The sequence below is a fragment of the Natrinema salsiterrestre genome, assembly GCF_029502005.1.
GTDB lineage: Archaea > Halobacteriota > Halobacteria > Halobacteriales > Natrialbaceae > Natrinema > Natrinema salsiterrestre.
In genome coordinates this window covers 318576-332812 of the sequence record NZ_JAMQOT010000001.1, presented here as the reverse complement: position 1 = coordinate 332812, position 14237 = coordinate 318576, and the positions used below count along the sequence as shown (strand labels likewise).

15 protein-coding genes and 1 tRNA gene are annotated in these 14237 nt (G+C 66.0%); 8 read left to right on the top strand and 8 right to left on the bottom strand.

The window, feature by feature from the left end; all coding sequences use genetic code 11:
* Window positions 1-26: 26 nt before the first annotated feature.
* The 5 genes from NDI89_RS01605 to NDI89_RS01585 all read right to left on the bottom strand — a co-directional run bounded on the left by NDI89_RS01605 (window position 27) and on the right by NDI89_RS01585 (window position 4493).
* Window positions 27-806, bottom strand: coding sequence for a hypothetical protein (locus tag NDI89_RS01605; RefSeq protein WP_277519753.1), 780 nt, complete (start codon window positions 804-806; stop codon window positions 27-29).
* Window positions 807-947: 141 nt separating this feature from the next.
* Entirely contained in the window at window positions 948-1769 is an 822-nt protein-coding gene (locus tag NDI89_RS01600; RefSeq protein ID WP_277519752.1) for an alpha/beta fold hydrolase, read from the bottom strand.
* 178 nt (window positions 1770-1947) lie between these two features.
* A complete protein-coding gene (locus NDI89_RS01595) occupies window positions 1948-3294 on the bottom strand; it encodes a TIGR00341 family protein (RefSeq protein ID WP_277519751.1) in 1347 nt (448 codons plus the stop codon).
* A 299-nt stretch (window positions 3295-3593) separates the two neighbouring features.
* Entirely contained in the window at window positions 3594-3767 is a 174-nt protein-coding gene (locus NDI89_RS01590) for a hypothetical protein (RefSeq protein ID WP_277519750.1), read from the bottom strand.
* Window positions 3768-4226: 459 nt separating this feature from the next.
* On the bottom strand, window positions 4227-4493 hold the full coding sequence (locus NDI89_RS01585; protein ID WP_277519749.1) for a HalOD1 output domain-containing protein: 267 nt from the start codon (window positions 4491-4493) through the stop codon (window positions 4227-4229).
* A 296-nt stretch (window positions 4494-4789) separates the two neighbouring features.
* Between NDI89_RS01585 and radB the strand changes: the two genes are divergently transcribed.
* A complete protein-coding gene (radB, locus tag NDI89_RS01580; protein WP_277519748.1) occupies window positions 4790-5524 on the top strand; it encodes a DNA repair and recombination protein RadB in 735 nt (244 codons plus the stop codon).
* Window positions 5525-5614: 90 nt separating this feature from the next.
* On the opposite strand, the gene NDI89_RS01575 is transcribed toward radB, so the two are convergent.
* A complete protein-coding gene (locus tag NDI89_RS01575; RefSeq protein ID WP_277519747.1) occupies window positions 5615-6772 on the bottom strand; it encodes a CBS domain-containing protein in 1158 nt (385 codons plus the stop codon).
* Between the two features lie 105 nt (window positions 6773-6877).
* Here NDI89_RS01575 and NDI89_RS01570 point away from each other — a divergent pair, with 105 nt between their 5' ends.
* The 4 genes from NDI89_RS01570 to NDI89_RS01555 all read left to right on the top strand — a co-directional run bounded on the left by NDI89_RS01570 (window position 6878) and on the right by NDI89_RS01555 (window position 9735).
* Window positions 6878-7198: a lycopene cyclase domain-containing protein gene (locus NDI89_RS01570; RefSeq protein WP_277519746.1), complete on the top strand. Its 321-nt coding sequence runs from the start codon at window positions 6878-6880 to the stop codon at window positions 7196-7198.
* 92 nt (window positions 7199-7290) lie between these two features.
* Window positions 7291-8028, top strand: coding sequence for a CAP domain-containing protein (locus tag NDI89_RS01565; RefSeq protein ID WP_277519745.1), 738 nt, complete (start codon window positions 7291-7293; stop codon window positions 8026-8028).
* Window positions 8029-8166: 138 nt separating this feature from the next.
* Entirely contained in the window at window positions 8167-8949 is a 783-nt protein-coding gene (locus NDI89_RS01560; protein ID WP_277519744.1) for a YihY/virulence factor BrkB family protein, read from the top strand.
* Between the two features lie 81 nt (window positions 8950-9030).
* Window positions 9031-9735, top strand: a complete 705-nt coding sequence (locus NDI89_RS01555; protein ID WP_277519743.1) for a hypothetical protein — start codon at window positions 9031-9033, stop codon at window positions 9733-9735.
* A gap of 10 nt (window positions 9736-9745) precedes the next feature.
* Here NDI89_RS01555 and NDI89_RS01550 read toward each other — a convergent pair whose 3' ends face one another.
* On the bottom strand, window positions 9746-10654 hold the full coding sequence (locus NDI89_RS01550; RefSeq protein ID WP_277519742.1) for an AEC family transporter: 909 nt from the start codon (window positions 10652-10654) through the stop codon (window positions 9746-9748).
* A 185-nt stretch (window positions 10655-10839) separates the two neighbouring features.
* Here NDI89_RS01550 and NDI89_RS01545 point away from each other — a divergent pair, with 185 nt between their 5' ends.
* Window positions 10840-11925 carry a hypothetical protein gene (locus tag NDI89_RS01545; RefSeq protein ID WP_277519741.1) on the top strand — a complete coding sequence of 362 codons (1086 nt, stop codon included), beginning with the start codon at window positions 10840-10842 and terminating at the stop codon, window positions 11923-11925.
* 379 nt (window positions 11926-12304) lie between these two features.
* On the opposite strand, the gene NDI89_RS01540 is transcribed toward NDI89_RS01545, so the two are convergent.
* Window positions 12305-12379: transfer RNA gene (locus tag NDI89_RS01540), tRNA-Val, on the bottom strand.
* 183 nt (window positions 12380-12562) lie between these two features.
* Here NDI89_RS01540 and trpD point away from each other — a divergent pair.
* Both trpD and NDI89_RS01530 read left to right on the top strand, forming a co-directional pair.
* Window positions 12563-13579 (top strand): anthranilate phosphoribosyltransferase, encoded by a 1017-nt coding sequence (gene trpD / locus NDI89_RS01535; protein WP_277519740.1) that lies wholly within the window; start codon window positions 12563-12565, stop codon window positions 13577-13579.
* Window positions 13576-14226: a phosphoribosylanthranilate isomerase gene (locus NDI89_RS01530; RefSeq protein WP_277519739.1), complete on the top strand. Its 651-nt coding sequence runs from the start codon at window positions 13576-13578 to the stop codon at window positions 14224-14226. The genes trpD and NDI89_RS01530 overlap by 4 nt, the downstream gene beginning before the upstream one ends.
* Window positions 14227-14237 lie beyond the last annotated feature (11 nt).

Genomic DNA, 14237 nt, shown 5'->3' with positions numbered 1-14237 from the left:
GCGAACGGAGTTCGATGCGATCGCGGCTACGAATCGCTCGAATCGTCTGTCTCAGTCGACTCGGGCGCTGAGTCGCTTCCCGCTCCCCGATGCTCGGACAGCGCCTCGTCGACGGTCAATTCGCCGGCGGCGACCCGACGGGCGAGTACCTCGTCGATCGCCCGGTTGTGCTCGCTCCGTTCGCGCGAGCGGTCCTTGATGACCTGAATCTCGCCCTCCGTCGGCTCGATCTCGCGGTCGTCGACGACCTCCCCCTCGAGTCGAGCGATATTGACCGCCGCGAGCACGTCGCCCATCCCGCGGGAGCCCGTACCGAGATACGGGGTCGTCCCCGTCTCGTCGACCAGTTCCACCCGGACGGTATCGAGCTCGTTGACCAGTTTCGCGCTCTCGAGGCGGGAGCCGTCGCCGATTCGGACGACTGGAGACGGAGCGTCGCCGGCCTCGCGTTGAATGACGTCGACGGCGTCGCCGAGCGGTACCTGGAAGGCGGCGACGACCGTCTCACCGGTGAGAACGGCGATACCGGGTCTCCGCCCCGGGTCGACGCCGATGATCGTTCGGCCGCCGTCGCCGCGAACTGCGGCCAGCGCCTGATCGACCGCGCGTCGAGGGTCGTCCGGGTCGGCGACGATCGTCGTCACGCCGGTGAAGGCGTCGGCGTGGTCGTCTCCGGTAACGACGACAGTGGCCCGATCCGGGAGCTCTTCGTCGGGTTCGATGGTGGTAAACTCCGTCCCGCGGTCGCGAAGCTCGTTGACCGCGCCGTGGTATACCTCGAAGTCTGCCGTGGCGACGACGATCACGGGCTGACTTTCGCACCGACGCGGAATAAACGTACGCGAACTCCGTTTCGACCGCCGAGAGAAGTCGGATTCGCCTCTCCAACGGTCCGACAGAAATCCGGCAATCGGTCGATTCGGGTTCGACGGCGGTTCCCCTCACCGCTATTCGGTGACCCACTCGAGAACGTCCGCTCGACAGTCGAGTAACGTCCCGAGGTGGTCGCTTGCTTCCGTTATCAGTGTGCCGTGTGTCTCCTCGAGCATCGTCTCGACGGGAGAGAGCGGCGTGTTCTCGTCTCGGACTCCGTGCCACGCGCGGATCGGAACGTCGGATCGAACCGAATCGAACGAACTCTCGGCGAACATCCGAGTCTCGCGCACGACCGCGGCTCCCCCCTGTCGAACCCCCTCGTGAAAATCGTCTGCGACGGCAGTCCGCACGGGTTCGGCCACCGACCGGTCGGTGTATTGCTGGACGACGGCGTCCGGGCCACGGACGCGAGCGACCGATTCGGAGAGGCGAAAGAGGAGACGCAGTGCGAACGGGACCCTCGAGAGCGCAGTGAGTGTGTTCTCGGCGGGCGGCACGACGGTACTGACCAGTCCGATTCGGCTCGTTCGGTCGGCCGTCGCTGCTGCGAGCGTGAACGGGCCCCCACCGGAGAAGCCGACGAACGGGGCCCGGTCGATCGATTCGGCGTCGAGTAGTTCGTTCAGGTCGTTCTGCCAGTCGTCCCAGGTCCAGTCACGCGGTGGCGGGGTCGATTTGCCGTATCCGGGCCGATCCGGGACGACGAGCCGGACCCCGTTCCGAGCGGCGGCGCGGGAACAGACTCCTGCGAATAACCGAGAGCCGGGCGTGCCGTGATGAACGATGACCGGCTTCCCCTGTGGGTCACCGCCGATAGCGTAGGTGAGCGTTCGCCCATCCGAGAGTGTACAGTCAGTGGTCGACAGATCCGATCCCCTACTGGTACTCGGCATCGATGGTTGGAGATCACGTCTATATTGTAACTAGATTGCGATATCGACACACCCGATACAGTCGACCGAGCCGCCAGCTGGGAACTGACCGATCGTGTGGCGATCTCCACGGGCAGGTAGTTCCGGGGCGACCCTGCGAACGAACGACCAGTCCGTTTCCGGGTTCCGTTCCGCCGGTCTAGCCGATCGCGAGCGCCCCGCTCGAGTGACTACTGCTCACCGGTACGTGCTCGATCGACGGCGACTCGAGCCGCTGTGTCGTCGACGCTGCGCCGTCCTCGCGGATCACGATGACAGCGATATCCCGCTGCGTGTGATCGGTGATTCGGTCCCGAAGCGCTACTGCCGTGTCCTGTGAGCCGCCGATGATACGGACGGTGACCGCCGTGGGATGGCGGAGAAAGAGGTCGGTTCGATAGGAGAACTCGAGGGAGAGGACGTGCGCGTCGCTCTCGCTCGCGATATCCGCGACGGTCCGTTCGAATTCGGCGTTCTCCGAGACGTTGATCGTCGTCACCCCGAGGGCCGACGAGAGGACGAGCACGGCGACGACGAGGAGCGCCGCCCGGCGGATGACGGCACGCCGGGCGCTCTGCTCGGCGAACCAGTGCTCCGGCCGGTATCCCTGTACCCAGAGCGTGCCGAGGCTCGCGACGTTGATCGAGAGGACGTTAATAACGACGAGAATCCCGGCGCTCACGGCCGCGGTACCGTCGCCGTAGGCGATCCCGAGTCCGACGGTCGCAGCCGGAGGGATGAGGGCGACCGCGATCGCGACGCCGACGAGCGCGACGCTCGTCGTCGAGGTCAGCGACACCGTCCCGGCCACGCCGGCACCGAGCGCGACGACCAGCGCGAGCGCACCGGGGTTGATCCGTTCGCCGACCTGTTCGATGAGCTGGATCTGGAGATCCGGCAGGAACGTGAACCGAACGAGACCGGCGAAGACGGCAGCGCTCCCGATCGCAACGCCCAATCCGAGAAACTGCGCTCTGACGCTCGTGCGGAACAGTTCGTCGTCGTCGAGAATGCTGCCGACGCTGGCCGCGATGGCCGGCCCGATGAGGGGCGCGATCACCATCGAGCCGACGACCACCGCCGCGCTGTTCATCAGCAGCCCGGCCGTCGCGATCACCGTGCTGACGACGGTGAACAGGACGTAGTTGGGGGTCGCCGGTGCGATTTCGGCGGCTCGCGCGCGGAGTTCCTCGCGCGCGATCCGGTCGCCCGTCTCCTCGTCGTCCGCGTCGGGCGTCGGCTCGTCGCTTTGCTGTCGCTCGAAGCGGTCGGACAGGACGGCCTCGAGCTTGCTGATCGTCACGTAGCCGTCTTCCTGAACGCCGATCTCCCGGAGTTCGTCCACGAGGGCTTCGACGTCCTCGGGCCCGGTCGGAACGAACACGAGCGCGCTGTACTCCCGCCGCGACGTTTCGTCGGTGAGGAAGTACTCGACGTCGGACGCCTCGAGCATCGACTCGACGGCGTCTCGCTTGCCGACGGGGACGGCGATCTGCAACAGGCGCATCTGTCGGCGTCCTCGGAGCCGCGTCACTAAACTGTTGACAACCGGCGGCGGGACCGTGGATCGCCGACGGACGAGTCCGTCGTCGCTAACAGTCATTTTCCGGCAACGGAGTGGTCGCGTCTGGACCTCCCCACTGCTGGACGCGAGTGATATCCGGGAGGTGATGGAACCGCACGCTCGAGGTCCCGTTTCCGAGCCGGCCGGTCGACGGGTGGTGTCGACGGACTCGGTGGTGTGGTGATCGCGACGGTCGGCGTCGACCGGCCGGCTGATCGTCGGGGCGCGAGCGCGGGCCGCGGTCAGTCGTCGCGCTCGAGCAGTCCGGGCGGCATCGAACAGCCACAGGGGTTGACGATCCCGGTGTGGGGGCCGGTGACGGTCAGAAACGAGACGGGGTCGCCACAGGTGGGGCAGGTGGGGAGCAGCGACAACTGGTCGTCGCTGTCGGCGTCAGGGTCGGCATCGCTACTCATCGCGATCACCACTCGGCGTCCGGATCGCAGTTGAGGCTGTTCGCGTCGGGCGGTTCGGCCGTCGTGCGGGACGTTTATATCCCGGTAGAATGTACGGAATCATGCTTCCGAAACCGGTCACGGTTTGGAAGCCAGTCTCGGGTGTTCCAGCACCCGGGGCGTTTGCGTACGCCCCCGTTCTCGGAGACGTGGCCTCCGATTGAATTGTTTACTTATTACAACTTATATCTACTGGTGTTTGTTGTGAATGTAGGGACCTCGAGTGCGAGCCCGTTCGACAGAGACGCCGCTCCGAGGGATCGACAGTCGGGCGAGAACGCCTCGGCGAGACCCTCTCAGTGAGGACGCTTCCGCGGGAACGTCTCGAACAGCGGTTACTCGAGGGAGGACGAATCGGACGTCGGTAGTGACGGCCCAGCGGACGAGGATCGGTGGTGTCGTCGATACGGTCGGGTGATTTCAGCCCGAATTCCCGTTGGGAGCACTCGCCCTTGGTTCGACGACGACGGCGTCGGTATCGAATACGTGTACCGTGTGGCCCATGTAGTCGAACGTGACCTTTCCGTTTCGCGGTCCGTCTTTCGTCGAGCGGAAGAGGCGGTTTAACGCGCTAGTGTCGATGACGGAATGGAGCGGTCGGTCTAATTCGGTCGGGTCCACGTCTTTCTGGGTCGCGATCTGTTCGACGATATTCAGCGTTACCGTCTCGGTGGATTGGTCGGACATATGTGGATTGAAGACGAGCGGAGTACCCCACTCGTCCCGGATAGGAGTTCGACTCCTACGTTTATAAGTAGCAGTTTCACCAACATAATCAAACGACGATAAAGGTCGCCGTAGAGCTGTTATACGCGGATCTCTCGCTGTCCGGAGCGACTCGAACACACGTCCCGATTGAGGTGTGAGAGACGACCCTACTGCTCGCTCGGACGACACGGACCTGCCACCCCTTCAGCCCGCCGGAACGAGCGAGCACGGGTCCGTTCCGGGGGCTTTTTGCGCTCACCCGGTAAACTCGAACCGTGACTGACGAGGCGATTCCAACCGGCTGTGGTCCGGTCGACGAGTTGCTCGGTGGTGGGTTCGAGCGCGGCACGGTGACGCAGTTGTACGGCCCGCCGGCCGCCGGCAAGACGAATCTCGCGCTGTCGGCCGCCGTCGAAACGGCCGTCGACGGCGGGACCGCGGTCTACATCGACACCGAGGGGGTTTCGGTCGACCGCTTCCAGCAGCTGCTCGAGGCCGCCGTCGACGACCGATCGGCGGAAGCCGACGGCGGAACCGACGACGTCGAAGCCGTCGCCTCGCGGATCGTCATCGAGGACGCGCTCGACTTCGAGGAGCAGGCCGAGGCCGTCCGCGACGCCGAGGAGTTCGCCGAGCGCGCGGAACTGATCGTCCTCGACAGCGCGACCGGCTTCTACCGGCTCGAGCGCACGGCCGACGGCGACGAGGGCGAGGCCCTCCGGAGCGTCACCAGACAGGTGACGCACCTGCTCTCGCTGGCCCGGAAGTACGATCTGGCGGTCGTCCTGACGAATCAGGTCTTCGCCGATCCCGACTCCGACCGGACCCGCGGGCTGGGCGGCAACACGCTGGAACACTGGACCGGAACCGTGCTCCGCCTCGAGCGCTTCCGCGGCGGGAAGCGGCGCGCGACGCTGGAGAAACACCGCTCGAAGCCCGCCGGCGAGTCGGTCCAGTTCCGGATCACGGACACGGGACTCGAGGGCGGCGAGGCGACGGGCCGTCCCTGAACCGTCGGTTTCGACTCCTCGGACGGATTCCGCGTTCTGTAAAAATACGGTCGGCAGCGGCCGGTACTCGGACTGATCGCGACTGCCGGATCAGATCTGGTTGAGCTTCCGCAGGAGCTGGCCGCGGTACTCCTCGTCGCTGGTGACGCCTTTGAGTTCTAAGACGTTGCGCTCGAGTTTGTCCAGCGCGACGCGGAACGAGTTCTCCGCGCCGTAGCCCTCGCCGGTGCCGGCGACCTGATCCTTGTTGGTCCGCAGGCGGATCTGACACTGCACGAGCGGGGTCCCGCGGAGCTTCTCGTTGTGCTCGTGGAACCGCACGTGGGCGTGCATGACCTGCATGTCGGCGTACTTGTCGGCGACGTCCTCGATGCTCTGGACGATCGACTCCCGGGTGATGGTGTCGAGCATCGAGATGTTCGTGATCTGGACGTCCATGTGCTCTTCCTCGGTGAACGTCAGCGCGCGCAGGACGTCTGTTTTAGTGATGACGCCGTTGACGACCCGGTCGTCGTCTTTCGGCGTGACCATCAGGCCCGCGTAGTCCTTCTCGAGCATCGTTTCGACGGCTTCCTTGGCCGTCGCGTCGAGCGTCGTCGTCTCGACGGGACTGGTCATGATGTCGTAGACGGGCACGTCGAGCAGGCGCTGGGTGTCGCCGACCCGGTCGCCGGTCGTCGTCGTGTGGTTCTCCCGGATGACGAAGTCGGCGATGTCGTGGGTCGTCACGACGCCCGAGAGGTAGCCGTTCTCGTTGAGGATCGGCAGCCGCGAGATGCCGTGCTCGCGCAGGAGGTTGATGGCCTTGCCGATGCCGTCGTCCTCGGTGAGGGTGACCGGGTCGTCGGTGTAGATGTCAGCGACGGTCAGCGCGTCGAGGTTGTCCAGAACGGCCTCGAGGATGGCGTCGTCGGTGATGACGCCCCAGAGTTCGCCGTTCTCGAAGACCGGCGCGACCTTGGCGTTGCTCTCGACGAGCACGCGCGCGGTCTCCCGGACGTCTTCCTGGCGGTCGACCTTGGGCGACGGCGTGCTCCGGCTCGGCTTGGTGAGCGCCGCGACCTTGGCGTCGTCTTCGACGTGAGATTGGAGGATCTCCCGCTCGCTGATCACGCCCTCGTACTCCCCGTCGTTGGTGACGATGATTCCCTTGGGATTGCCGTTCTCGAACATGGAACGGACCTTCCCCATTCGCGTCCCGACGTCGACTTCGATAAACTCCGTGGTGGCGATATCAGCGATATTCATCCTTCTACGTGAACGTAGAGCCGCCGGGGTATTTAAGATACTGCCCGTTTTATCCGGGTGGCTCCAGCCGAGGGATTTTTGCGTCGGCCGTCGAATCGGCGGCCGATGGTCGATATCAGCGTCTTCGGTCGCTACACCTACCTCGCGACCGAGCTCGTCTGGGGTACCGTCGCCGCCGTCCTGCTCCGCCGCGCGAACGCGCTCCGAAAGGCGGCAGTCACCATTCTCGCGCTGTACCCCATCGCCTACGTCTGGGACCGGTACACGCTCGCGGTCGGCGTCTTCGACATCAAACTCCGGACCGGGATCGATATCGCCGGCATCCCGCTCGAGGAACACCTCTTCATGGCGGTCGTCCCCGGCCTCGTTATCGGGGTCCACGAGACGATTTTCGGGGACGATGGCGGAGCCGACGGATCGCGGTAGGGTCCTCGTCTCCCTCCGCGGAGTGAGAACGGTGTCTCACTGCGTGTGAGCGACCGCGACTGTCTTGTGCCGCCAGTCGAACAGTCGAGGTAATGGAGAGGTCGGGACTCGGGACGACTGACGCGGACGGGGGTCCGGACCGCGCGCTGCTCGGCGGACTGATTCGGTTCCTCGTCGCCGTCCTCCTCGTCGTTTCGCTCGCGCTCGGGACCGCGCTGTTCGCGCCCCAGCTCCTCGAGGACGTCGGCATCGAGAACCCGCCAGCACCCAGCGCCGATCCGCCGCCGGCCGGTGAGCGCAACCCCGCGGTGACCGATCCCGACGATCCCGGCGTCTCGAGCTACGAGACCGACGTCGAGACGATCACCTCCCCGACGGTCGAGGACTTCGTCCACGCCGAGGTCAACGAGCGCCGGGCCGAGCACGGGCTCGAGCCCCTCGAGTGGGACGGGACGATCGCGTCCGTCTCGCGCGCCCACAGCGACGACATGGCACGGCGGGACTACTTCGCACACACGAACCCGGACGGAGAAGGACCGTACGATCGGTTCCGGGACGTCGACAGCTACTGTCAGGGCTACGGCGAGAACATCGCGAAGACGTGGGTCGACCGCCCCATCAGGCGGCCCGGCGACGGGGAGACCGTTCGCTACCGGACCGCCGAGGGGCTCGCGACCGGACTGGTCGACCAGTGGATGAACTCGACGCCGCATCGGCGGGCGATCCTCGAGAACGGCGAAACACCGCCGTGGGATCGCGCGGGCGTCGGCGTCTACATCGCCGAGGACGGCTCGGTCTACGCGGGCCAGAACTTCTGTCGCGAGTGGTGACGGGCGTCTCGAGCGATCCGTCTCGTGCAGTCGGTCCGTGAGGGGAGCGACGGCTGCGACCGAAACGGGGAGATCGAGACGGACACAGGAACTGCGAACGACTTACAGGTTATAGGGCCCGACCGTCGTATAGACCGTATGGAGATTCAGGACACGCTCACCGAGATCTATCGAACGGCGAGCGACCGCGATCTGACCTTTCTCGCGGCCGGGTTCGCTTACTACGCGTTCGTCTCGCTGATTCCGCTCGTCTTGCTCGCGCTCGTGGTCGGGTCGCTGCTGGGCGGCGAGCAAGCGGCCCAGCGGTTGATCACCGTCGCCGGCGACTTCCTCCCGTCGTCGGGCGAGCAGCTGGTCACCGAGGCGTTGACGACCGAGTCCGGCCGCGCCGAGGCGACCGCGGTCGCGCTCCTCGTCGCCGCCTGGGGTGGGCTCAAGGTCTTCCGGGGACTGAGCCTCGCCTTCGATAACGTCTACGACGAGGTCGCCGAGGACTCGCTGGTCGATCAGATACGGGACGGGCTCACCGTGATCGTCGCCGGCGCGGTCGCGCTCGTACTGATGATCGGGATCGGCGCCGCCCTCCGGCTCGTCCCGGATAGCGTCCCGTTCGCCGGCGCGTTGGGCTGGCTCGCACTCCTCCTCGGGCTCGTTCTCGTCTTTCTGCCGATCTACTACGTCCTCCCGCCAGTGTCAGTCGCGTTCCGCGAGGTCCTCCCCGGGGCGGTCTTCGCGGCCGTCGGCTGGTCGGTCCTCCAGCTCGGCTTTCAGCTGTACGCGTCGAACGCCGCCCAGTACGAGGCCTACGGAGCCGTCGGTGCCGTCCTCCTGTTCGTCACGTGGCTCTACTTCGCGGGTATCATCATCCTCGTCGGTGCCGTCCTCAACGTCGTCAGAGCGCGGCCGGCCCTCGCCGCGTAACGGGTCCGAGAGCATCGTGTTCTTTTCTGAACTGACTTAACAGGGGAAAGATTATGTCCCACGCACCGACAGATCATCACCATGAGCGACGAGCGATCTCCCTCCGCGGCGACCGACGAAGCGGACGCGGCCGACGATACCGATTCGGCGGGCAACCCGGATCCCGGCGGCGGTCCACAGCGCGTCGTTTCTGAGGAGAGCGTCGACGACATCCTCGAGTCGCTGGATTCGACGCCGGCAGGGCCGTCCGGAAGCGCGTCCGCGACGATTACTGAGACGTCCGACTCCGGTCCCGATTCGACCGACAACGACGAACCGGACGATATCGAGAGTGGTGACCCGTCAGCCGAATCTGCCGAATCATCGAACTCCACCGGCGTCGGATCCGCCGATACAGCGGCCGAAGAACCGGACTCGAGCGACGCGGCCGACTCCGACCCCGCGACGGTCGACTCGGCCGCGGCGTCGCTTCCAGACGACATCTCGGACGCGTCGCCCGAAGATTTCGCCGCCCGCGTCGAGAACGGGCACGTGACCGGTGCGGACGTCCGTGCGGCCGAAGCCGGCGAGGAACGCGAGTCGACGCCCGCAATCGACGACGTCGAGCTCTCGCTGGACGACCTCGAGACGGCACAGACCGACAGAGCAGATGCCGAGGAGGACCGGCCCGACGACGCCGGCCCCCTCGCCGGATCGGTCGACGGTGGCGCGGAGCCCGAGAGGGGTGACGACGAGGACGACAGCCCCGGCTTGATCGGTCTCCTCAAGCGATTTTTCTCGCGGTAGCGGTCGCTCGTTAACTGACCAGCGATATCAGGACGAACATCGTCACGATGGAGGCAAGTGTCGTCACGAAGACGTTCAGCGACGCGAACTCGCTGTCGCCGCCGAGCTCGTTCGCGAAGACGAACGTCGAGACGGCCGTCGGGGTCCCGAGCATGACCACGCTGGCGGTGAACGTCGCGGAATCGACGGCGAGCGCGGAGAAGACGGTCCACGCGATGACGGGCATGAGACCGACCTTGAGCGCGACGACGGCGGCGGTCGCGCCGACGTCGACCGACGGGAGATCGATCTGCAGCGACGCGCCGACACAGAGCAGCGCGATCGGGAGTGCGATCGATCCGACCGCATCGAGGCCGCTCGCGGCAGTCGACGGAATCGAAACCCCGATCGAGCCGACGGCGAGCCCGGCGAACAGGCTCACCAACACGAGATTCGTTGCCAGGCCCCGAATCTCGCGACGGATCGACGCGTCCGCGCCGTTGAGCGCCGAGAGGACGACGATCGTCAGCGGAAGCTGGGCCAACGTCACGACCCCGAGCACGACGCTCGCGATCGCCGTCACCGACGCGTCGAACGTCGCGGCGACCAGCGGCAGTCCGAGATAGCCGAGATTCGAGTGATAGGACTGCACGATCGCGACGCTCCGGCGCGCCCTCGAGTCGAGATGCCGGTGGGCGAGCCAGGCGAGTCCCGCGGTCGAGAGCACCACGACGAGGAGCCCGCCGAGCAGCGCCGGCGTGAGGAGGTCACCGATCGAACGGGTGTACGTCGAGACGAAGATCAGCGCCGGGAGCGCCACGTAGTATGCGAGGGCGTTCAGTAGTTCGGTCCGTCGCGTATCGAGGACGCCGGTGGTCCGCAATCCGGTACCGACCAGCAACACGACGAGCAGCGCCAGCAGCCGACCGACGACGTCCATGTCGCCGCCGAATCGACTCTCGGGTTTGTACCGTTCGGTTCCGGCTAGCAGTGTGACTGCGAGCCATGCGGTGGGACGGAGAGCGAAACCGGACCTGTACGGGCCGCGAATCGGCACACATTACGCGCCGAGTTTCCCTTAGTTTAGGAAAGACTCATGATAGACTGCACACAGCATTCGATATCATGGATCTCAACCGTCGTCACATGTTGACGGTCGCAGGCGTTTCGGCCGCGACGAGTGTCGCTGGCTGCGTCGGATCGCTCGAGGGGAGCGGCAACGGAACCGATGACGGAGGCGACCTCCCGTCGTATCATCGGTGGCTCACGACCGACGACGATGGCGAGGTCGGCTACAGCTACGTCGACTGGTCCGTCTTCGATACGGCCGCGACCGGAGACCGGACGACGAGCAACGAGTCGACCTCGTGGGCCGAGATGGACCCGATGATCGGACTCCCGATGACCGGCGCGGTGGCAGCGGCCCTCCTCATCAACTTCGGGCTGCGCTCGTACGGACTCGAGGACGAAGTCACCTACGGGAAGTCGGATCTCGAGACGGACGACGCCGAGGCCGAGACCTCGACGGTCGAGACGATGGTCTCGACGAACGAGGCCGTCGTTCTGACGGGGGACATCGACACCGACGCGGTCGACGCGGTGTTGACGACCGAACCGGAGACGTTCTCGTTCGCCGAACAGTACGAGCGGACCGACGAAATCGGTGACTACGACGTCTACACGCCGAGCGACGGCGACGAGACCGACGCGGTCGCCGTCAGCGACGGTGCTCTCGTCTTCCCCCTCACGATGGTCGTGGACGATCCGGTGGCCGCGATCCGAACGCCGATCGACGCCGCTGCGGGCGACGCGACACGCGCGACCGACGAATCCGATGGCTTCGAGTGGCTCGTTTCGACCGCCGGCACCGGAACGCTCGTCGTGGGTTGGTACGGCGGCGAGTTCGAGCCCCCAGCGGGTGGGCGGGAGGGAGCCGACGGCAACGTCACCGACAGTGACCGCGAGGGCTACGGCGAGTTCGACGCGGAATACACCGAACTGGACGGGGTCGAAAGCGGCATCGCATCGCTGACCGTCAGCGAGAACGGGGCACAGGCGAGCGCCGACTTCGCGGCGTTTCTCGAGGCGGACGACGCGAGCAGGCTCGAGGCGTCCCTCGGCTCCTCCGCCGCCGAGAGTTCGGTCGAGATCGAGGACGGCCGCATGACCGCCTCCGCGACCTGGAACTCCCTCGAGTACCGTTCCGAGTGACGGCTCACCTGCGATCCCGCCGGTTGCTGGATCGCTGCTGGCGGCCGGCACGAGGGAGAAGAACTTCGATGTCGTCGAAGCGATCGCGGGTATTTCGGCCGAGCGCTGTGGCTCGTGTCACTGGAATTGCGCGGCAGTACCGATTCTGTCACTCGGGGTTAGATCGCGACAGAAGTAGCGGGTTGGAGCAGATTTGAACAACGTCGAGACGGTCGCCCTCACTACGTTCGGGCGCTGCGACTCGCCTCGTTCAAATCTCTCGTTACAATTTCTGACGAACGCACTCCTCATGGTTCGAAAGACACTTTGTGTCTTTCGTCATCACGAAACGGCTCCGCCGTTTCGAACGACTGCGTTCGTCGTGTTAGTTCGTCAGAAATGGGTTGGAGCAGATTTGAACTGCCGGCCTCCTCCATGTCAAGGAGGTGTCGTAACCAGACTAGACCACCAACCCTGGTTGCGCTTTCCTCCGTGGCTTCCGCGCCACGTCGTCTGCAATCATCCGTTGCCCGCCACCACAATTGAAGGTTTCGAATCGGCGGCCGTACGCGAGTCGACCCCATGCATCCGTTCGATACGCTTAAGTCGATGTACTGATTTGGGCATTACAAGACAACTACGTACATTGGTGTTCACTATGCAGGAGTATATCAAGCGGGTCACGGACGGGTCGGATCTCACACAATCGGACGCTCGAGCGGCCTCGACGGCCGTCTTCGAGGGTGCGACGGAGGCACAGATCGGCGCACTGCTGGCGGCACTGCGCGCGAAAGGGGAGACCGAAGCCGAGATCGCGGGCTTCGCCGAGGGAATGCGCGACGCGGCCAGAACGATTTCGCCCGGTCGAGAGCCGCTGGTCGACACCTGCGGCACGGGCGGGGACGACTACAATACGATCAACGTCTCGACGACGAGCGCCATCGTCGCCGCCGGAGCCGGCGTCCCGATCGCCAAGCACGGCAACTACTCGGTCTCGTCGTCGTCGGGCAGCGCGGACGTGCTCGAGGAAGTCGGCGTCGACGTCGAGGCCGAACCGCCGGCCGTCGAGGAGGCCATCGAGGACGACGGCATCGGCTTCATGCTCGCGCCGGTGTTCCACCCGGCGATGAAGGCCGTCATCGGGCCGCGGAAGGAACTCGAGATGCGGACGATCTTCAACGTGCTCGGACCGCTGACGAACCCCGCCGGAGCGGACGCGCAGGTCGTCGGCGTCTACGACCCCGACCTCGTGCCCGTGCTCGCGGACGCGCTCTCCCGGATGGACATCGATCGCGCGCTGGTCGTCCACGGCGCGGGGACCGACGAGATCGCCATCCACGGGGAAACGGTCGTCGCCGAAGTCGACGGGGATTCGGTCGAGGAGTACACGCTCGAGCCGGCGGATCTCGGGCTCGAGACGCACGACATCGAGGATATTTCGGGTGGCTCGCCCGAGGAGAACGCGGCCGACATGCGCGGCATCGTCGAGGGCGACGTGACCGGTGCGAAGCGGGACGTCATCCTCGCGAACGCCGGCGCGGCGATCTACATCGCCGGCGAAGCCGACTCGCTCGAGGCGGGAGCCGAGGTCGCCCGCGAGGCGATCGACTCCGGCGAGGCGGCGCGGAAACTGGAGCAGCTCTGCGCCGCGACGCCCCGACCGGAGGGACGATGACGCGCGTCAAGGTCTGTGGCCTGACGACCGAAGCCGATCTCGAGGCCGCCGTCGACGCGGGCGCGGACGCAGTCGGCGTCATCTGTGACGTGCCGGTCGACACGCCGCGAGAGGTGTCGGTCGATCGGGCCGCGACCCTCGCGGCGGCCACGCCGCCGTTCGTGACGAGCGTGCTCGTGACGATGCCCGCGAGTCCCGAGGAGGCCATCGAACTGATCGAGGCCGTCGAGCCGGACGCGATCCAGATCCACGGCGGCATCCGGCCCGGCGATCTGGCGTACCTGCGCGCGAAGCTCGACGTGGACGTGCTGCTGGCGGTCGATGCGGACGACCCCTCGGTCGCCGAGACCTACGACGACGTCGTCGACGCGCTCCTCGTCGACACACCAGGTGAGGACGGGGGCGGCGGAACCGGCGAAACGCACGACTGGGACCTGACGAGAACGGCCACCGCGGATCTCGAGTCGCCGTTGATCCTCGCGGGCGGGCTCACGCCCGAGAACGTCGGCGATGCGGTCCGCACCGTCGAACCGTTCGCCGTCGACGTGGCGAGCGGCGTCGAGGAACGCGGCGGCGTCAAGGACGTCGACGCGGTCCGATCGTTCGTCGACCGAGCGAAGAACGCGCGCCGACCGGTAGAGCCGTAACCGAGCCCACT